At 45.8% G+C, this 20,400-nt stretch carries 17 protein-coding genes; 14 read left to right on the top strand and 3 right to left on the bottom strand.

Features of this window, described 5'->3' with window-relative positions; genetic code table 11:
- Positions 1-161: 161 nt before the first annotated feature.
- From C8D73_RS05190 to C8D73_RS05125, 14 genes are all read left to right on the top strand, one after another.
- Positions 162-428 (top strand): helix-turn-helix domain-containing protein, encoded by a 267-nt coding sequence (locus tag C8D73_RS05190; protein WP_021718658.1) that lies wholly within the window; start codon positions 162-164, stop codon positions 426-428.
- 41 nt (positions 429-469) lie between these two features.
- Positions 470-760, top strand: a complete 291-nt coding sequence (locus C8D73_RS05185; RefSeq protein WP_113077537.1) for a helix-turn-helix transcriptional regulator — start codon at positions 470-472, stop codon at positions 758-760.
- 177 nt (positions 761-937) lie between these two features.
- Entirely contained in the window at positions 938-1,243 is a 306-nt protein-coding gene (locus C8D73_RS05180) for a hypothetical protein (RefSeq protein ID WP_113077536.1), read from the top strand.
- Positions 1,244-1,286: 43 nt separating this feature from the next.
- Positions 1,287-2,429 (top strand): YibE/F family protein, encoded by a 1,143-nt coding sequence (locus C8D73_RS05175; protein ID WP_113077535.1) that lies wholly within the window; start codon positions 1,287-1,289, stop codon positions 2,427-2,429.
- Between the two features lie 160 nt (positions 2,430-2,589).
- Positions 2,590-2,811, top strand: a complete 222-nt coding sequence (locus tag C8D73_RS05170; protein WP_021718653.1) for a hypothetical protein — start codon at positions 2,590-2,592, stop codon at positions 2,809-2,811.
- 343 nt (positions 2,812-3,154) lie between these two features.
- Positions 3,155-5,197: a hybrid sensor histidine kinase/response regulator gene (locus tag C8D73_RS05165; RefSeq protein ID WP_113077534.1), complete on the top strand. Its 2,043-nt coding sequence runs from the start codon at positions 3,155-3,157 to the stop codon at positions 5,195-5,197.
- A gap of 695 nt (positions 5,198-5,892) precedes the next feature.
- Positions 5,893-9,543: a hypothetical protein gene (locus tag C8D73_RS05160; RefSeq protein ID WP_113077533.1), complete on the top strand. Its 3,651-nt coding sequence runs from the start codon at positions 5,893-5,895 to the stop codon at positions 9,541-9,543.
- A gap of 71 nt (positions 9,544-9,614) precedes the next feature.
- On the top strand, positions 9,615-10,034 hold the full coding sequence (locus C8D73_RS05155) for a hypothetical protein (protein WP_113077532.1): 420 nt from the start codon (positions 9,615-9,617) through the stop codon (positions 10,032-10,034).
- Positions 10,035-10,483: 449 nt separating this feature from the next.
- Positions 10,484-12,928 (top strand): YadA-like family protein, encoded by a 2,445-nt coding sequence (locus C8D73_RS05150; RefSeq protein ID WP_113077531.1) that lies wholly within the window; start codon positions 10,484-10,486, stop codon positions 12,926-12,928.
- A gap of 307 nt (positions 12,929-13,235) precedes the next feature.
- Entirely contained in the window at positions 13,236-13,739 is a 504-nt protein-coding gene (locus C8D73_RS05145; protein ID WP_021718649.1) for a PepSY domain-containing protein, read from the top strand.
- A 586-nt stretch (positions 13,740-14,325) separates the two neighbouring features.
- Positions 14,326-15,141, top strand: a complete 816-nt coding sequence (locus C8D73_RS05140; RefSeq protein WP_113077530.1) for a YadA C-terminal domain-containing protein — start codon at positions 14,326-14,328, stop codon at positions 15,139-15,141.
- Positions 15,142-15,144: 3 nt separating this feature from the next.
- Positions 15,145-15,465: a helix-turn-helix domain-containing protein gene (locus C8D73_RS05135; RefSeq protein ID WP_049896948.1), complete on the top strand. Its 321-nt coding sequence runs from the start codon at positions 15,145-15,147 to the stop codon at positions 15,463-15,465.
- A 167-nt stretch (positions 15,466-15,632) separates the two neighbouring features.
- Positions 15,633-16,136: a hypothetical protein gene (locus tag C8D73_RS05130; protein ID WP_113077529.1), complete on the top strand. Its 504-nt coding sequence runs from the start codon at positions 15,633-15,635 to the stop codon at positions 16,134-16,136.
- Positions 16,137-16,794: 658 nt separating this feature from the next.
- Positions 16,795-19,410 carry an autotransporter outer membrane beta-barrel domain-containing protein gene (locus C8D73_RS05125; protein ID WP_170123173.1) on the top strand — a complete coding sequence of 872 codons (2,616 nt, stop codon included), beginning with the start codon at positions 16,795-16,797 and terminating at the stop codon, positions 19,408-19,410.
- A 286-nt stretch (positions 19,411-19,696) separates the two neighbouring features.
- Here the strand turns inward: C8D73_RS05125 and C8D73_RS05120 are convergent, their stop codons facing one another.
- From C8D73_RS05120 to C8D73_RS05110, 3 genes are all read right to left on the bottom strand, one after another.
- Positions 19,697-19,855: a YvrJ family protein gene (locus C8D73_RS05120; RefSeq protein ID WP_113077527.1), complete on the bottom strand. Its 159-nt coding sequence runs from the start codon at positions 19,853-19,855 to the stop codon at positions 19,697-19,699.
- 5 nt (positions 19,856-19,860) lie between these two features.
- Positions 19,861-20,073, bottom strand: coding sequence for a DUF2922 domain-containing protein (locus tag C8D73_RS05115; protein WP_021718644.1), 213 nt, complete (start codon positions 20,071-20,073; stop codon positions 19,861-19,863).
- A 42-nt stretch (positions 20,074-20,115) separates the two neighbouring features.
- Positions 20,116-20,400: DUF1659 domain-containing protein (locus C8D73_RS05110; RefSeq protein WP_146739221.1), on the bottom strand; the 285-nt coding region annotated here is incomplete at its 5' end.

Below are 20,400 nucleotides of genomic sequence, written 5' to 3'. Positions count from 1 at the left end.
ATAAACTATACTTAATTTAATTGGCAAAATAATTAAACATTAAAAATGTTGGTGTACAGTTTGCAATTATGATGAAATTTGAAATAGAAAAACGTGTAGAAATGCAGGATATATTTTTTTAAAGGAAGCTATATGCATACGTACACAGTAAGGAGTGGAAAATGGAAACTTTAGACAGAAAAAAAATAGGGATGAATATCAAAGTAAGAAGGATGCAGAAACTGATCTCGCAGACAGCGATGGCAGAAAAATTAGGGATCTCGCAGACACATATGAGCAACGTCGAAGTTGGCCGCGCTATGCTTAGCCTGGAGCTGCTGCTGCAGCTGAAAAATATTTTAGGCTGTACGATCGACGAACTGCTTTGTCTGGAAGATGAAAACAAACCCAGGAAAAAGAGAGTCAGGGTCATTCGTTACCTTGATTAAAGCTAAGCAAAAAGATTTTTAAAGAAAGTGGTGGGACGAATATGCAAAGTATCGATTTAAAAAAAATAGGCAATGAAATCAAAGTCAGAAGAGTAAAACAGGGCATTCAGCAAACAGCTTTGGCGGAAATGCTGGATATAACGCAGACCCACCTGAGCAATATTGAAAATGGCAGAGTCCCCGGCAGTTTGAAACTGCTGTTGAAGCTGCGCAGTATTTTCGGGTGCAGGCTGGAGGATCTGGTCGATCCGGAGTGTGATGAAGCGCCGGTCAAAGCTAATGATAAAAGAATGCGGCGTATAAAAGTGATCAGATATTATGAAAATGCCTGATAGCAGGCATGAATAAAAAACAGGTCAGCTTTTAGAAGGCTGGCCTGTTTTTTATTACTGTCTGAAGTAGCTGGGCTGTACTGTGAGCAGTAGTGAAAAGTTCACAAGTCAGCGGAAATTTTTGTGGTATATTAATAAATAGAGTAACAGAAAAATCTTGTTTTGAGAGTGAACGCCATGACTTTAAAACAAAGTAATTATAAATCGATAACAGCTTTACTGCTGATACTGGTTATTGCTGTCGGCGCAGTCTGGGCCCCTCTATATGTAGAGGCCAGTCACGGACATGACTGCAGCGGAACAGCTTGCCAGGTGTGTCTGACGGTCAGCGTTATCGGCAGCTGTCTTAATTATGTTCTGCCGGCGCTGCTGCCATTGCTGCTGAGTCTGTCAGTTCCGGCTGAAAGTGTTGGAAGCAGGGCTTTGCCTGCCAGTCTGGCAAGGCTGACGCTGATCGGGCTGAAAGTGCGTCTTGATAATTGAGAATTGCCAAAATTTATTTTAAATAAATTTTGGAGGTCGTACCTTGAAAAATAAATTTGTTTATCTCGTTACTATCGTTCTGGCTGTGCTGTATCTTGCGGCGGGGCATTATTTTGCTGTGCAGGGTTTAAGCTTTTTTAAAGAGAAATCGCCTACTGATGTTGTTGAGGCAAGGGTAGTGAAGCTTTTACCGGCAGCAGCCGGGGCTAAATTTGAGCAGATAAGATTTGAAGCCGAATTATTGTCAGGAAGGCAGGAAGGCGTCAAAGTGACGGCTGCGCAGAATAAAGCCGGCAGTTTTGCGGTTGGGCGCGACGTAGCCGTTGGCGATAAGGTGCTGCTGCTGCCGGGACAGAGCAGTCAGGGGGAATGGAGTTATGCCGAGCATCTGCGCAGTAATGTACTGATGTGGCTGTTTGCTGTTTTTGCTTTAAGTATTATCGCTTTTGGACGGATGCAGGGCGTAAATACTTTGATCTCTCTGATTTTTTGCTGCCTGTCAATCTTTGCAGTTTTTGTACCGGCGATACTGTCAGGCAAGAACGTTTACTGCTGGACGATCCTGACCTGTGCTTTTATTGTCGTGACTAATCTGCTGCTGGTGAATGGCATCAGCAGAAAAACGGTCGCGACTATTTTGGGCTGTATCGGCGGACTTGTCATTGCGGCGCTTATCAGTGCGTCTGCAGACAGTTTTTTGCAGCTTACGGGGCTGGTAGACGAGGATTCCATGTACCTGCTGTTTTTGAATCCTGCTGACCCGGTCGATCTGAAAGCAATCATATTCAGCGCGATCATTATCGGCGCTTTGGGAGCGATCATGGATGTGGCGATGGATATTGCTTCGGCGCTGAACGAGCTGGCGGCTACTACTGCTGAACCTACGAGGAAAATGCTGCTGCAGGCCGGCAATAATATCGGCCGCGATATCCTGGGCATGATGTCCAATACGCTGATCCTGGCATATATCGGCGGTTCACTGACGATAGTTTTGCTGTTCTTTGCTTATAACCATTCGCTGCTGTATCTGCTGAACAAGGAAATGGTGGTCGTAGAGATCCTGCAGGCCGTTATCGGCAGCTTTGGCATCCTGTTTACGATCCCGTTTACTTCTTTTATCTGCAGCAGGCTGTATGTAAAAAAGGCCGGAAGACGTCATAAGTCAGGCTTGGAAAATAAAATATAAATTATACGGCAAAAATCTTGCAGGAATTGATTTGATGTATTATAATAAACCGTGCTGAAAAATTATATAAATTTATTAATTATATAATAAAAAGTATAACTGGTAATACAAAAAATAAACGGGATGCAATTAAAAAATAAGCGGGATGGGAGCAACTGTTATGAAAAATGAAGATGATGTTATCGGCAATGAAATAACGGGTGGCGGGAGCAGTTCCAGCGGTCCTTTAAAAAGTCTGCTGGAGGTATGTCCGATCTGCGGCAAGGAATTTTCCTGCAATAAAACCTATCATGTCTATACGGCACTGGCCGGACGCCGGCGGCAGTATTACTGCAGCTATCACTGCTTTAAACAGCGGCCGAATCCCAAAAATAAATTATAAAACACTAAAACACCGTACATTTTGTACGGTGTTCTTTTATTATGCTGTCGTGCATAGATGACAGGAAGCAGTTTGCAGGATTTGTTGAATGATATTTTTGCAGTGCTTACATATATTCACCCATATGTGGAACCTATAAAGCATGAGCAAGTAAATCAGTATGATTGTCCTGTAGAGGGGTAAAATTACATGATATTACAAAAAAATATTGCTTTTTACAAAAAGCATAACTACAATATTAATTAGATAACGAATAGTTTAGAAAATATTAAATAAAATAATTGTAAAACTTAAATTGATGAGAGAATTTGCAGAAATTTAAAATCATGAGAGAAGTGAAAGCATGAACGCTGACAGTTACGGCCTTAAATTGAACGAACAAAGCAGTGAGCAGACGGTCTATGACTACAATATGCTGATGAGTGCGATGAACGTCAGTGTCAGCAAGCACTTGATGGACGAAAATTTTACCGTAGTCTGGGCTAATGATTATTTTTACTCGCAGACTTTATACACAAAGCAAGAGTATGAAGCGATCTATCATAACAGCTGCCGCAAATATTTTGCGCAGTACCCGGAAGAGTATGAAAAAATGGCGATGGTAGTTGAACAGGCATTGCTGAAAGGGAAAAGTGGTTATGAATGTATCTGCAGGATGCCGCTTAAAGATGGAAGCTGCTCCTGGATCAAAGTCAGCGGTATGTTCAGCGACCAAAAAGTTAACGATATCCCGGTCATTTACGCTACCTTTATTGATGTTACTGAAGCCGTTGAACAAAAGGAACTGCAGCAGCAGCTGGAAAAACGTTCACAGGAGCTGCAGGCGGCACTGCAGGCGGCAGAAGTCGCTAACCGTGAAAAGTCTGATTTTCTTTCCCGGATGTCGCATGATATCAGGACGCCGATGAACGCTATTATGGGGATGACAGATATTGCCTCCGCGCATATCGACACTCCGGAAAAGGTACAGGACTGTCTGCGGAAGATCTCGCTTTCGAGTCAGCATCTTCTGGGCCTGATCAATGATGTGCTGGATATGTCGAAGATAGAAAGCGGAAAAATGACTCTGGCGGAAGAAGTGATCGAGCTGCCGGAGGTGATGGACACTATCGTTTCGATCATGCAGAGCAGTGTCAAGGCCAGGCATCAGCATTTTGACGTGCGCCTGCGGCATATCAGGCACGAGCAGCTGTGCTGCGATTCGCTGCGTCTGCGGCAGGTACTGATCAATGTGCTTTCCAACGCTTCCAAGTTTACGCCGCCGGGCGGTACCGTCAGTTTCGATATCGAAGAAACGGCGTCAGAAAATGCGGCCAAAGCCTGGTTCAAATTTACAGTCAGGGATACCGGCATCGGAATCAAGCCGGAGTTTTTGAGGGATATTTTTAAACCCTTCACCCGCGAAAAAGACAGCCGGATCGATAAAACTGAAGGCAGTGGTCTGGGGATGGCGATCTCGAAGAAAATCGTCGATTTGATGGGCGGGACGATCGAGGTCAGCAGCGAGGTTGGTACTGGTACTGAATTTACGATCAGGCTGCCGCTGCCGATCAGTGAACTGGAATTGGGCAATTTTAAGTTTCCCGATTTGAAGATCATCGTAGTCGACGATGATGTGATCGTCTGTGAGCATACGACGGAGCTTTTACGGCAGATTGGCATTCGTTCGGACTGGGAAACGTGTGGACAGCGGGCGGTGCAGAAGGTCCTGGCGGCGCATCAGGCGGGTGAGCCTTACGACGCGGTGATATTGGACTGCAGGATGCCGGATCAGGACGGAGTGGAAACGGCGGCGATCATTCGCCGCGCCATCAGCGAACCGCTGCCGATCATTTTGATTTCAGCATATGATTCGGCCGATGTTGAAACGAAGGCGCGTCAGGCGGGTGTCAACGGTTTTATGACGAAGCCTGTTTTTATGTCGACTTTGTGCCGGGCGTTACAGAGATATGTTTTAGGTCAAGTAGCTGCCGATGAACAGAAGAGTAAAACTGATTTCAGCGGTAAACGCTTTTTATTAGTGGAAGATAACGCCTTGAACCGTGAGATAGCGATGGAAATGCTGGAATCTGCCGGCGCTGTGGTAGAAAGTGCCTGTGACGGCGCAGAAGGCGCGGCAAAATTTGCGGCGGAGCCGGCAGGATATTATGATCTGCTGCTGATGGATGTGCAGATGCCTGTGATGAACGGCTATGAAGCCACGCAGAAGATCCGCGCTTCTGCTAAGTCCGATGCCAGAACCGTGCCGATCGTGGCGATGACAGCCGATGCTTTTGCCGAAGATATCATCGAAGCGAAAAAGGCAGGTATGAACAGCCATTTAGCCAAGCCTTTAAATTTAGCGACGCTGGTGCGTGAAATAAATAAACAGCTGCAGAAGCATTGAAAAAGAGAATAAAAGTTCTGGGACACCGTATGTGTGATTGCATACGGTGTTTTTTTATTTGTTTGAGAAGAAAAGAGGCTGTTGTCTAAGGCTGGCAAGTAAATAATTCAAATAACAAAACCGTCTGCCTGGGCAGGCGGTTTTTTGCAGTTCGGGTACCAGTTGCAAGACTTTCAGACAGGCGTATTCACTTATAACAAAAATGTCTTGCGGGGGGGACAAATATGGTATTATATCAAAAATAATCTATATAGATACTATTAAGTATAAGGAATAAGAAATTATCAAAACAAGAATTAATTAAAATATTGCGAAAGTAGACAGGATGAGTAAGGTTTTCACCAAGACGTTGCGACCCTCCGTCTTGCTTGAAAATATTTCCCCATAAGTGCCGCTTTGCGAAAAAAGCAGAGCGGCAAACCCAAATACACGCTGCGTTTTAAAGACGCAGCTTTGATGAACGTTTTTAGACAGGGAATACAGTCGCTTCCTTTGTTTAAAATATTATTTCCAAACAACCCTTTATGTATAATCGGGGTCTTGCAATCAGCGTGAAAAATTTACAGAAAGGAGCGGGAAAGGCAAAAGCCAGGGCAATCATTTTCATTAGAAGTCAGGCTGTAACACGCCTGCTGACCCTGTGCGATAAAAGATAAAAATTTGAAGTAAAAATTGATGATGAAGGAGTGAGACAGTTGTCTAAATCCAAAAGATACCAGTTAGAGAAAAAAATCATAGTTTTTTTGAGCAGCAGTTTGTTTGCGATTTCGGGGTTTTGTGCAGGCGACGTTTATGCCGCGGCTGTTTTTGCGGATGGAACCGGGACCAATTCAACTGTTGCCGGCGTAAATAATAACGCCAGCGGTGAGAATACCAATGCTGTAGGTTATAACAATCATGCTATTTCTGATAACAGCAATGCGATCGGCGCGAATAACCAGGCTTTGGCCGAGGATTCCAATGCCATCGGCAGTAAAAACAACACTTATGCCAATGAATCGAACGCGATCGGCAGCGGCAATATCACTAATGGCATCGGGTCTAATGCTATTGGTAAGGATAATGTGGCCAATGGCTTGGACAGTAACGCTTTTGGTACTGCCAATAAGGCGAATTCGGATAATTCCAATGCTTTCGGTACCGGCAATCTGGCGGATGGTATCGGTACGAGCGCCTTTGGTTATTTGAATAATGTCAGCGGCAATGAATCAGTGGCGTTTGGTTTTACCAATACCATTTCGGCAGCAGAGGCCGTAGCAATGGGACGCAATAATCAGGTGATCGCTACCGGAGGCAGTGCGATCGGTAATAATAATCAGGCAATGGCGATGTATTCTACTGCGATCGGCAATGATAACTATGCGATCGGAGAGAATTCCAGCGCGATCGGGCTCGGCAACAATATTACAGCTAACGATGCTACGGCGCTGGGAAATAAGAATACGGCTTCAGGGATCTCGGCAGGCGCTGTCGGTATCAGCAATACTGCCAGCGGCCATAATGCCCAGGCTTTCGGTTATTTAAACGAAGCTACGGCTCAGGATTCCCAGGCCTTCGGTGCGCAGAACAAAGCGACGGAGCGTTATGCCAGTGCTTTCGGGCATGAAAATGAGGCTAAGGCCTATGCGGGCAGTGCGCTGGGTGTGAAAAACGTGGTTACAGGCGATTTCGGTTCGGCGGTCGGTTATGATAATACGGCTTCCAACTATCTGGCCAACGCCATCGGTACCTCGAATGTGGCTTCCGGCGCCTATGCCAATGCTTACGGTGTGTATAATGAAGCTACTGCCAGCTATGCCAGTGCCTTTGGCTACGGCAATAAGGTCGGCGGCGAGCATGCTATCGCGTCTGGCTACAATAATAATATCGCCGGTAATTTTGCCAGCGCTTTCGGTACGGAGAATACGGTCAGCAATATTCGCAGTGCGGCCGTAGGTTCAAATAATACCGTCAGCGGCGAGATCAGTAATGCTTTTGGCTATAATAATACCGCCAGCGGCAATTATACTAACGCGATCGGCTATAATAACCAGGCGCAGGCTTTTGCCGCTTCGGCGATCGGCTATCAGAACAGGGCTACGGCCAGCGCGGTTTCGGCCAGCGCCGTGGGTCGTTCCAACGAAGTGAGCAACGAATATGCCAATGCTTTCGGTGCTTTGAACAAGGCGTCGGGTTCTTCCTCCAGCGCTTTCGGCGTCAACAATAACGCTTCGGGGTCCTTTGCCAGTGCTCTGGGCTATCAGAACACAACGGCCGGCTATCTCGGCAGTGCTGTGGGCGCCAGCAATAACGCGTCTGCTAATTATGCCAGTGCTTTTGGTTATGGCAATGCGGCCTCGGGCTATGTCGGCAACGCTATCGGCAGTATGAATACGGCTTCCGGCAGTTATGCCAGCGCCGTAGGCTATAAAAATACAGCCAGCGGCGTCAAATCCAACGCTATCGGCAATGAAAATACAGCATCAGAAGAATACACTAATGCTGTCGGCGCCGGCAACAGAGTCAGCGGCTACGCCTCCAGTGCCTTCGGCAACAATAACGAGGTGACTGCTGAATTCGCCAGCGCTTTTGGCCACAGCAATAATATCAGCGGCTACGTTTCCAATGCCCTGGGTTATGATAACGCTGTCAGCGGCGATTATTCAACGGCGGTAGGCCTTTTTAATAATGTAGGCGGCAATTCGTCCCATGCTTTTGGCTATGGCAATAATATTGCTGCTAATTCCAGTTCCGCTGTCGGCAACGGCAATACGATCAGCACCGGAGCTGATGATTCCTTCGCGCTTGGTAACGATACCAGTATCTCGCTGGCTAACAGCGTCGCTTTGGGCAGTAATTCCGCAGCGACGGCGATCAACAGCGTTACGGGCAACAGCAGCTATACTAAATGGGCCGGCGTCAGCGACGTCGTGGGCGTTGTCAGCGTAGGCAGCTCCGGGTCGACCCGTCAGATCCAAAATGTAGCGGCAGGGCAGGTCAGCGCAACTTCTACCGATGCCGTCAACGGCAGCCAGCTGTATGAAGTAGCGCAGAAAGCAGCGCAGCAGGCTACTGTTTCGGCAGGCGACAGCAACGTCGTCGTTACGCCTACCACGAACAGCAGCGGCGGCACTGATTATGAAGTGAAGCTGGCTGACGAACTGCAGATCGGTACTGGCGTCAATGTCGACGGCACCGGCGATGGCAAGATAGATGTCGGTAACGGAAATGTGGTCATCGACGGCAGCGACGGTTCGATAACTGCCGGCGGCGTGACGATCAATAAAGATGATGAAGGCACGATAAACGGCCTGACCAATACTACCTGGGACCCGGACAATTATGTATCCGGGCAGGCAGCTACCGAAGACCAGCTGAAAGCGATCCATGATAAAGCTGCGGAAGCGGCCGAGCTGGCAGCTAAGCATACAACTATGGAAGCTGTCGACAACAATATCCTGATCGAAAAAAGCACTAACGCTGACGGCGGCGACCATCACGAACTGAAATTGAATGATGTCGTTGAGATCGGCAGCGGCGCCAATAAAGTCACTATCGACGGTACAAATGGCACTGTCAGCACCGGTAATATCAATATGAACGGCACCAACGGCATGATAACTGCCGATAAGATCACTATCGACGGCGGTTCCGGCACGATCGGCGGTCTGACCAATACTACCTGGGACGCAGATAATTACGTTTCCGGGCAGGCTGCGTCGGAAGATCAGCTGAAAACCGTTTATGATACCGCAGTCAAATATGACGTGGACAGCGGCGGTAATATCAACACCGGTAAAATCACGCTGGAAGGCAGCAGCGGCACTACGATCGGCAATGTAGCGGCGGGCGAAGTCAGCGCTACCTCGATGGACGCCGTCAATGGCAGCCAGCTGTATCAGGTCAAGCAGGACATCAATAATATCAATCAGGATATCACCAAGCTGGGTGACGAGATCGATACGGTCGGTGCTCTGTCAGCAGCGATGGCAGGCCTGCATCCGCGTTTCCAGGATGGTAACAAGGGCGAGCTGGCCATGGCCTACGGCGGCTACGGCGGCAAAAGCGCATTAGCAGTCGGCGGCTTCTACGCCCCCAACGAAAAAGTAATGTTCTCACTGGGGCTGGGCATTTCCGAAGGCGGCAGTAAAATGGGCAACTTCGGCGTCAATTTTGCACTGGACCGCTCTAGAGACCGCAAGGCAGAACCGAGAGATATCATCTATACCCGTAAAGAAGTAGATAATTCTTTAGCGGCGCAGGATGAAAAGATCCAGCTGCTGCTGGCCAAGGTCGAAGAACAAAGCAGAGAAATGGAAAAACAAAGCCGTGAAATCGAATACCTGCGAGCACAGGTAGAAAAGTAAATACAGAAAATACTATACTTGCCCCGGCCTGCAAGGCTGGGGCAAACTTTCTGAGCAGAGGAGCAGTAAGTATGAAAAAGATCTGGAGCTTTATCCTATGTCTGGTCATAAGTCTGGCGATGACCAGCGTTTGCCTGGCCAGCGACGGCGCTGACCTGAACAAACAGCAGCAGGCAGTAGTTAAGGTATTTGCCGCCTTAAACGGTCAGAACGGGATGGAATATGCCGGCATACGCCAGCTGATGTCAGCGAAGCTGCAAACAGAGCTGGATGAAAAAACTTTCGGCAGTGTGAAAAATAATCTGCGCCGCAGCTACGGCGAGCAGCGCGAAAACAGGTTCCTGGCCTATCAGCGGTATGCTGACGGCGACCGCCTGGCTTATCTGGCTAAATACAGTAAGGAGAAAGCTCTGCTGTTTATATTCGTTTTCGATAAGCAGAACGATCTAGGGGCGTTTTCCTTTCAGCCCATAGGCGAACAACAGCAGTAACAGTACAGTTTTTCCCGTTTTACAGCATTTAAATAGAAAGCAGCAGCGATATTTTCAGCAGAAAGCTTGCTGCTGCTCATCTGATTTCAAAAAATGATCCCTTTGCCACAGCGGCAGATAAGGGATCATTTTTTGAAATTTTAAATGTAACAGTTATAAAAATTATAAGAATTATAAAAAAGTGCTTAATTGTAATAAAAATATCTTGCAAGGTGCAAAGAAAATATGTTAATATAGCAAAAATAATCCATATAAATAATATTAAGTATTAAGGTTTATAAATTAATTAAACTAAAATTACTTAAATTATTACGAATGAAAAGACGATGGAGAAAGCAGAGGTCAGCCTAAAAAACAGAACAGCTTTATAAAAAATAGATGCGGGGCAGATTTATTGTTTCAGCATACTATACAAAGCAAGTAACTATTTAAGGAAAAGAGGTGGGGAATTGTCTAAATCCCGAAAAGTTCAGTTAGAGAAAAAAATTATGATTTTTTTAAGCAGCGGTGTATTTATTTTTTCAGGCCTGTATGCGAGTAATGTGCAGGCGGCGCCCGTTTTTTCCAGTGGCAGTGCTTCTGATTCCACTGTTGCCGGTGTCAATAATACAGCTTCCGCTAATTCCAGCAGTGCTTTTGGTTATTTCAATACTGCCGGGGGCCTGGCATCTAGTGCTTTTGGCTGGAGCAATACTGCCAGCGCCGAAAATGCCAGCGCTTTTGGTTATGTCAACGAGGCGAGCGGCCTGGCGTCCAGCGCGCTCGGTTTCAGAAATAAAGCGGCCAATGAAAATGCCAGCGCTGTCGGTTATGGCAATAATGCCGGCGGTGTAGCGTCCAGTGCTTTTGGTTTCAGCAATGTTGCTAAAGTGGACTATGCCAGTGCTTTTGGCTATAGCAATGAGGCGAGCGGCCTGGCGTCCAGCGCAGTTGGTTTCAGGAATAAAGCGGCCAGTGAGAATGCCAGCGCTGTCGGTTATGGCAATAATGCTAATGCTCTGGCTGCCAGTGCAGTTGGCTACAATAATACAGCCGGCGGCGTAGGTTCCAGTACGATCGGCTATAATAATACGGCTACGAATGAAAATGCCAGTGCTTTTGGTTACGGTAATACTGCAGGCGGCCTGGCGTCCAGCGCTTTTGGTTTCAGTAATACTGCCAGCGGCGATAATGCCAATGCTTTTGGCTATAATAATATTGCCAGCGGTTCCAAGAGCAATGTTTTCGGAACGGGAAATACTGTTTCCGGCAGCAGCAGTACCGCAGTCGGCACTGCCAATGAAGTTGCCGCTGAAAACAGCACTGCTATCGGCAATAACAATACGATCAGCTCCGGTGCAGAAAATTCGGCGGCGCTGGGAAATAATATCAGTATCAGCTTAAAAGACAGTGTAGCTTTGGGAAATAATTCTACAGCGACGGCGATCAACAGCGTTACGGGCAACAGCAGTTATACTAAATGGGCCGGTGTCAGCGATGTTGTGGGCGTTGTCAGCGTAGGCAGCTCCGGGGCGACCCGTCAGATCCAAAACGTAGCGGCAGGGCAGGTCAGCGCCACTTCTACCGATGCCGTCAATGGCAGCCAGCTGTATGAAGTAGCGCAGAAAGCGGCTGAGCAGGCTACTGTTTCGGCAGGCGACAGCAATGTCGTCGTTACGTCAACTACCAACAGCAGCGGCGGTACCGATTACGAAGTGAAGCTGGCTGATGAGCTGGAGATCGGTACGGGCGTCAAAGTAGACGGCACCGGCGACGGTAAGATCGAAGTCGGTAACGGAAATGTGGTCATCGACGGCAGCGACGGTTCGATAACTGCCGGCGGCGTGACGATCAATAAAGATGATGCAGGCACGATCAACGGCCTGACCAATACTACCTGGGACCCGGATAATATCACCAGCGGGCAGGCGGCAACGGAAGACCAGCTGAAAGCGATCTACGATACGGCGGCGGAAGCAGTCGAGCTGGCCGCGCAGCAAAGCTCGGTATCTACAGGCGACAGTAACTTTATCGTCACAAAAACCACTAATGACAGCGGCGGCATCGATCACGAGCTGAAGCTGAATGAAGTAGTCGAGATCGGCAGCGGCGCCAATAAAGTCACTATCGACGGCAATAACGGTACGATCAGTACCGGTAATATCAATATGAACGGTACCAACGGCGTTATTACGGCCGATAAGATCACTATCGACGGCGGTGCAGGCACGATCGGCGGTCTGACCAATACTGCCTGGGACGCAGAGAATATCACCAGCGGCCAGGCGGCGACCGAAGACCAGCTGAAAACTGTTTCTGACAGCGCTATCAAATACGATGTGGACAGCGGCGGCACTATCAATAAAAACAAAATCACGCTGGAAGGCAGCAATGGCACCACGATCGGCAATGTAGCGGCGGGCGAAGTCAGCGCCACCTCGATGGACGCCATCAACGGCAGTCAGCTGTATGCAGTACAGCAGGATATAGGCAATATCCACAGAGATATCAATAAGCTGGGTGATGAGATCGATACGGTCGGCGCGCTGTCAGCAGCGATGGCAGGGCTGCATCCGCGCTTCCAGGACGGTAACAAGGGCGAGCTGGCCATGGCTTACGGCGGTTACGGAGGTAAAAGCGCATTAGCAGTCGGCGGCTTCTACGCCCCTAATGAAAAAGTAATGTTCTCACTGGGACTGGGTGTTTCTGAAGGCGGCAGCAAAATGGGCAACTTCGGCGTCAACTTTGCGCTGGATCGCTCTAGAGACCGTAAGGCAGAAGCACGAGATATAGTTTATACCCGTAAAGAGGTAGACAGCTCTTTGGCAGCGCAGGATGAAAAAATCAAACTGCTGCTGGCTAAGCTGGAAGAACAAAGCCGGGAAATAGAAGAACTGAAAGCAAAAGTAAACTAACAGCAAAACCCCTGTCTGCTAAGCAGACAGGGGTTTTATTCTGAGGATAGGAGCAGCACAGCACGGCTGATGATCTGCATAAAAGCAGTCAACAAAAAAACAATGAAACAGCTTTAAAATTTCAAAAAAATTTACTGGAAATCATCTTTTGAACAGAGTGGAGCTGTTTATATGTTTTAGGTTCAAAAGGCAGCCGCAGCAGGCCTTGGCAGGTAATGCGGCTTTTAATCTGGTTTTAATCTTGGCGTTATAAAATAAAGACAAAGCAAAGGCCGGCGACGTAACGGCCGTTAAGGAGGTAAAGGATATGAAAAGAAAATCTATAGCTATGCTGGCAGCAGCTCTCTGCACCTTGGCGATCACAGTTACAGCTTTAGCTGCCGAACTCATCAATGCGGAACAGGCGCGCAGCATTGCTGCTCAATGGGTACCGGCAGGCAGCACACATCTGGTGACTAAGGACGAAAGCTTTGAATTCGTGCCTCATTATGACGTTAAATTCTATGATAATAAAACCAATACCGCCTATGAAATAGAAGTTTTAAGAAACGGCGGCAAGGTAAGAGAGTTTAAAATGGAAGCGCAGACCGCTTTAGGCAGCCCTAAAATCGTCCTTTCAGTAAATGATGTGCAAAATCTGGTCCGTAAGGAATTTCCGAATGCTGTTTTTACTAAAGTAGAATTAGACCGCGGTGACGGGCTTTATGAATATGAAGCAGATTTTTACACGCCGGAGGTACGGGGCGAAATGAAATTCAACCCTGAAACAGGCACTGTTATTGAAAAAGAAATAAAATATACTGTGTTTTAAGCAAGAAGCGGACATTAAGATAAGACCGGATTTTCCGGTCTTATTTTTATTTGACAGCTGCGGTTCGGGTACGGCGGCCAGAGTGTGCTGAAAGTTGTTATATTTGTAATAAGAATACTATTTGCTGTTGAGCTGGCATTTAAAAAAGTAAAATGTATAAAAATTTTTTCTGATTTCGCAAGTTAGGAAATAAAAGCAAATAATCGAAAATAATATAAATAAGAAATAAACATAAAAAATAGAAATGCTGGCAGACGAAGAAACGAAATGAATTAATATTATAAAATATGATATTAATATACACAAAATGGCCAGTTTATCCCTTGTAATTGCTTCAATATGCAAAAAGAGAGCAGGATTTTTTTGCTGGATGTTGAATAAATACGGTGAAATTTAGCATGTTTTAGAAAGATGCTAAATAAATCTCAAGGGGGTAAAAAAATATGAAAAGGATGAATAAGGTTTTAGTAAAGGCTGTCGTTTTGAGCCTGATAATGGGCGGAGTACATATGGGGGGGACTTTTGTTTAAAAGGCTATGCGGCTGCGATTGGTACTGGTTTGGAAATACATGCAGGTTTAGATGTCATGAATGATGCGGATGTTAAAGCGGATAAAGATGCTATAAAAGCTGCCGGCGCCTTAGCAACACAAAAAGATTTGGAAGCAGTAAATAGGGATGCGGAAACTGCAAAAGAGACTGCAGAGGCAGCAGAGAAGGAAGCTGCTGACGCACATTCAAAGGCTACTGGAGCATACTTAGAGGCCAAACAGGCCCAAGAAAAAAATACTGAACAAGATAAGACTTTAAGTGAGCAGGGTCAAAAGATTTCGGAAAATTCTACGGCGATAGAACAAAACACAGCGGATATTGAAACTAATAAACAAGGCATCGTGACCAATAAAGAAAATATCGAAAAAAATACGCAGGCAATCACTACCGAACGGACAGAACGCATCCAGGAAGTACAGCGTTTAGACGGGCGGATCGACGGCTTAAGCAACCGCATCGACGAGCTGGATGGACGCATTGATAAAGTCGGAGCTTTGGCAGTCGCTATGGCCGGCCTGCATCCGCTGGAATATGACCCGGATGCCCCGACTCAATTCTCGATGGCGGCAGGTACTTACAGCGGTGAAAGCGCTATTGCGGCAGGTCTGTTCCACAACCCTAATAAAGACGTACTTTTGAGCGTGGGTTTTTCGATCAGCGGCAGTGAGAAGGCAGCTAATGTCGGCGCTACCTTCCGCTTTGGCAGAAGCTCGGAATCAAAAGCCCGTAAAGTGATAGAAGACAAACAACGCGAGCAGGAGCTGGCTGCCCAGGCCGCAGCCGCCAGACAGAAAACCGTTTCCTATCGTGTAGAACAGATTTTGGCTGAAGATACAGCGAAAGCTGAATAGCAGATGGGCAGAAAAGCATTTGATAACAGCATCGATTATAAAGAGATCGGCACCAGGATCAGGATCATGCGGCTGAAGCTGGCGGTTTCACAGACTGAATGCGCCTCTAAACTGGGTATTTCGCAGACACACCTGAGTAATATCGAGCATGGCCGCAGCGGGATCACTTTGCAGATGCTGTGCCGGGTCTGTGATATCCTGCAGGTAAGCTTGGATTATCTGGTCAGAGGCGCAGAAAAAACCGACGAAAAAAAGCACAGCGAGATCACGATCGACGAAGTTGTGCGGGTCATAAAAATGCTGAAGGGCATAGAAGAAAAGTAAGTCCGGCAGACAGCAAGTTTATCATAAAAAAGAGCAAACCATTTTGGTTTGCTCTTTTTTTGTCTGAGTATTTAAATTATTATTTTGCGGAAGGCGGCATTTTCCACCATTGTAAATCAGGTTAATGTTATTCTAAAATCAACTTAAAATATAAGGAGGTATTGGTTATGTGTATTATTTGTACTGATCCAAATTGTGACCATGGTGAAAGGTGTGGTCGTGTAAAAATTTATAAGGAGGGAGGTTCTGCCAGCGATTTATTGGATGGCAGAGGAGAATGGGAACATGTTATTCCAGGCGCTGTTATCCGTGGCTCAGTATTTTTGCAGAGCCACGGAGTTACTTATCGCGATTCTATGACTTATGCGCTTGATTATGCTATACACAGAGATGCTGTGGATGGTAGCGGAGGAGGGATTACCTCTACTGGCAGAAGTGAAATTGCTCAGGGATGGGTAAATGATCTGATTAGACTATTTGATTCTGGGCAATCTGATGAAGCGATAGGCAAGGTTTTTTGTGATGAAGTGTATGCTATTGAGGCTCACAGGAAATTTACGGAAAATGATTTCTCAAGCTTAGTGGCAATTTTAAGAAGTTATATTGATAAAGGGATAGTTTCTCAAAGCAAAGCTGATGAAATTGCCAGTTGGATGCATGGAAGGATATAATAGCGATTTTTGATTGCGAATTATTTCCAATTTAATATTGAGAGTATTATTGCGTATGGTAAGAAAACTGTCTGAAAAGGCAGTTTTTTTATATAATCTATAAAAAACTTACAAGTATATATTTTACAGAAAAATACTTAAACCCGTTTAAAGATGAGTTGTTATTTCTATTATTTGAATAAAGGAGGTTTTTATTGTTTTGCAGCGTCTGCCTCAACAGCAGGCGTTTTTTGTATTTTTAGTATGATTTACAGGGGCTGTGCTCCGGCAATGATCGCGGCGGTTAGGCGAAACGCAAAAGTAACAGAATCATAAAAAACGCGCAGACGCTGATAGTTGTAAAGCCGCTGGCGTAATGCGCCGGGCAAGACTCGCAGACGTTGTACACATGTTCAAAGTAAGTGTCTTGCGGGGGGGTACAGAAGTGCTATAATACTTGGTAATATTATCGTAACGAATATTTTTGATTTCAAATAAAAGAAAGATGCAGTTATTGTTTGTTTTTAATGAGATGGTTATGAGTTTTACAGTTTGGATGGAACTGTGTAAGGCAAAAGCTGTCTGTAGGGACTGTAAGTGATTTTAAAGTGGAAGATGAGTTGCAGTATTAAATCAGCGGCTTTGAAAATATAAAACTTGTAAGATGAGAAAGGGTGTTATGATGTTGAGCAAAGGGCTTAATAAGAAAGTTGTTTTAGGAGTAGTATGTGGGTTAAGTTTGCCTGTAGCAGTAAATGCATCGGATTTTATCTATGCCAAGACTGTGACGGCTCCGGGTGAGTATAATTTTCATGAGGGAATAGTAAGTACTGGTGATGAATTGATAAGTTTCAATAATTCCAATACTTCTGGCAGTCCTAAGAATTATATTATTAATATTGAAAATGCTGGAGAGTTAAAACTGGATAGTACCTCTCCTTGGGGGGTGATCGATGTTGGCTCTAATAATCAGAAGGCAAATTATGCTGAAGCGGCGATAACGATCAACGGTGATTTGGAAATAAGCAATAAAATACAAAATAATAATGATGGCAGGATCATCTCGCTGATGGGCGGTAAGAATACTCTGCATATCAATGGCTCTCTGAAGATATCTGATTCTGTCTGCAGTTATGGTTCTGCTAATCTTTGGCATTATGGACTGAAAGCTAATAATGGCAGTGAGATCATAGTCCGTAATGATTTTATCATCAATTCACTCCAGGCTGAAAGCATATCAGACAGCGCAGGGCAGACTTTTGCAGCAGGTATTTACAGTGACAGTTGGAGTTGCGACGGTAATGATAGTGATGAACGCAGCAAAGATGCTGATGTTTTAATTACTGTTGGTACGGACAATAACGATAAAATAATTTTGGAAAATATTAAATCAACGTCCAAATCAGGAGTTGCTTTTACTTATGGTGTTTTAGCAACGTATGGGGATACGGGCAATAATAAACGGGAACAGACTGCTACCATAAATCTTAACGGCAGTACGGTTATCCGTAATTTGGATGCTATAGGTAAATCAGAAGCAGATGTGTATGCTTTGGCAGCAGAGGGAAATGGTGTTATCAATGTCAATGGAGATCTGCTGATCGAGAATATTGGTGATAGCTCAAGCCTAACAGCAGATGTGGAACGATATTATAATGCTGTTGTTGCTGCAGGTGGGTCGGTTAATATCAATGTAGCAGGAAATGCTGAAAACAAGATCAGGATCACAGGTGATTTGGCAAGTTATATGGAAAATTCAGCTATCAATCTGCATTTGCTGAATCGGGATTCTTATCTGCGGGGTGCCAGCTTAACAGATGGCGGAAGTATAAATATGACATTGGCAGATGGAGCTGTCTGGCAGGTGCTGGACAGGGTAGAATGCGGTGACAGTGCAGTAGATGCATTGAAAAATAGCAGTGAAGTAAGTAATTTAACGTTAAAAAATGGTATCGTTGATTTGTATCATAATGACTGGTCATTTCAAGAGCTGAAGATCGACCGGCTGCATGGCGATAGCGGGACTTTTATTATCAATACAGATTTAAATAAGGGGGAAAGCGATCGTTTAACGATTTCTAATGCATCAGGTGCGGGTAACTACAAACTACTGACCTATGATCCGGAAGCTTCGGCGCTGTCTGGAAAACAATTCGAGCAGAAAATAATTGATGCCCCGGTGGGAAATTTCAATTTGACCAGTGGCATTATGGAAGGCGCTTTATATAACTATCAGGCACAGCTGACTAAAATTACTGTAGGTGGGAGAAATGAATGGAAGATAGTTGGTTTGGGAACTGGTGATGTTGAAGATAAAGCAAATAATACAAGTACCACAGTCAAAAGCGCTTGTTCAGCCGGTTCACATATATATTATGGATGGCGTAACAATACAATAGTGCGTCAGCGGCTGACCAAAATGCATAGAGTGCCAGAAGTTCGCAGCGGTATGGGTATAATGAAGAACGCAGAACGATTGCTTCACGAGCCAATAGATAATGGCGGTATTTGGGTACAGCTGCAACGTGGAGAGGACGCTTACAGAGGCAGAAATTATTTCGAAAGCCAGTATAATACCTATGCGATTGGATTTGACCGTCAGGTTACTAATGATAGTAAGGGTAACTGGCTGTTGGGAGCGGCTGTTTTATATACAGAAGGAAAAGGGAACTATGCCAGCGGTACTGGTGATTACCAAGATCTGGGGCTGAATCTTTATGGTGTAAGGCGTTTGTTATCTGGTCATTATCTTGACTTGAATCTAAAGGTCAATCATATGGAAAATGATGTTGCCAGCAGGACGCTGACAGGAGATCATGTTGGCAGTAAATTAAGAAACAATGGTATTTCTTTAGATGCTGTTTATGGGAAACGGATATTGTTAGATGAGTATGGCTGGTACCTTGATCCGCAGCTGGAAATAACATTAGGGCGGTTAAATGGAGCCGGTTACAGCACGGATAATGGAGTACGTGTTCAGACTGACGGTGTTAACAGTGCCAGCTGTGGAATCGGTATTGCGTTGGGGCGTGCTTTTGCTAATGGCGGAAATATATATGTACGTGGAAGCTGGCTGCATGAGTTCGGAGGCAGTTACGATATAAATATGACTGACAGTAATAATGTACAGTTAGTGGAATCACAAAGTATGAAAGATACGTGGTATGAAGTTGATCTTGGCGGAGATGTGATGTTAGGAAAGCAGAATAATTTGTATTTTGGCATAGCGCGTTCATTCGGCGGGACCTTCCAGAAAAAATGGCAAGTCAACGCCGGGTTGAGATGCAGTTTCTAGACATTGAGGCACTGTTACGTGCGAGTGACAGCGCAGCATAGAACAGGACTGCCGAAAGCCCGCAGAAATAACGACTGGATAGGGAGCTGTTTCTGTGAACCTCTCTGTAATTAGTTGCAATCGACAGTAATAAGCTCAGCAATATAAAAAATCAGCGATATGAAGTAAGTTTCATATCGCTGATTTGGTTTGTTATTTTCTGCTTATGATGTAAGCCAAAAGGCGTAACCAGTGCAGGAGCTTTGTGTATTTGCTATTGATGTCGTACCTAGTTTCTCTGTTTATTTTACAGTTCTCTGTGTTTGCTGATGATGGCCCGGCTCAGCTCGTTCAGGCAGCTGGTCAGCTTATCCAGCCGCTGCTCCATACGCAGCAGCAGATACCAGCTCAGTACCATCGGGAAGCCGAAGTTGCCGACAGCGCTGAAGATCTCTTTGGTATCCATGGCGGTTAAGCCAGCACGGTAACGGTAACGACCTTGATGCGGGCTTCGACGAATTCATTCAGCCCCAGGCCGCCGCTGGTCAGCACGCCTGCTTCGATGATCTTGGCGGCTGCTGCCTGCGCTTCGGCTAAGGTAACGTCTTCACGCGGGTCGGCGATGCTTAAAGTTTTTTTAGCGCCGTCGCTTTTGGTGAAGATGAGTTCTAAAGTTTTTTCCATGTTTGTTCTCCTTTACATTAGATTTTTGTTTGCAGGTGGGTGTTATTCTGCTTTGTCGAGTTCGGCTTTTTCGGTAACGTAGACGTTAACGACGGCGTGGCTCATAAGTTCGCCGATGGCTTCGGTAACTGCGAGGCATTTGGCGGCTTCGGCGTCCAGGCGGACACTGCCGACAGAGGTGCTTTTGGTTTGCATGGCGCCAAGGGCGTTGGTGCCGTTTTCTACGTCCATGGAAAGTTTGAGGGAAGTAGGATTTTTGCTGACAGTCATATTTTCAGCTCCTTTCATAATTTGGTTTTGTTTTTGTGGTTTGTAACCAGAGGTTAC

The organism is Phascolarctobacterium faecium DSM 14760 (assembly GCF_003269275.1).
Lineage (GTDB): Bacteria > Bacillota > Negativicutes > Acidaminococcales > Acidaminococcaceae > Phascolarctobacterium > Phascolarctobacterium faecium.
The sequence above is the reverse complement of the archived record's forward strand: the minus strand, read 5'-3'. Positions and strand labels throughout refer to the sequence as shown.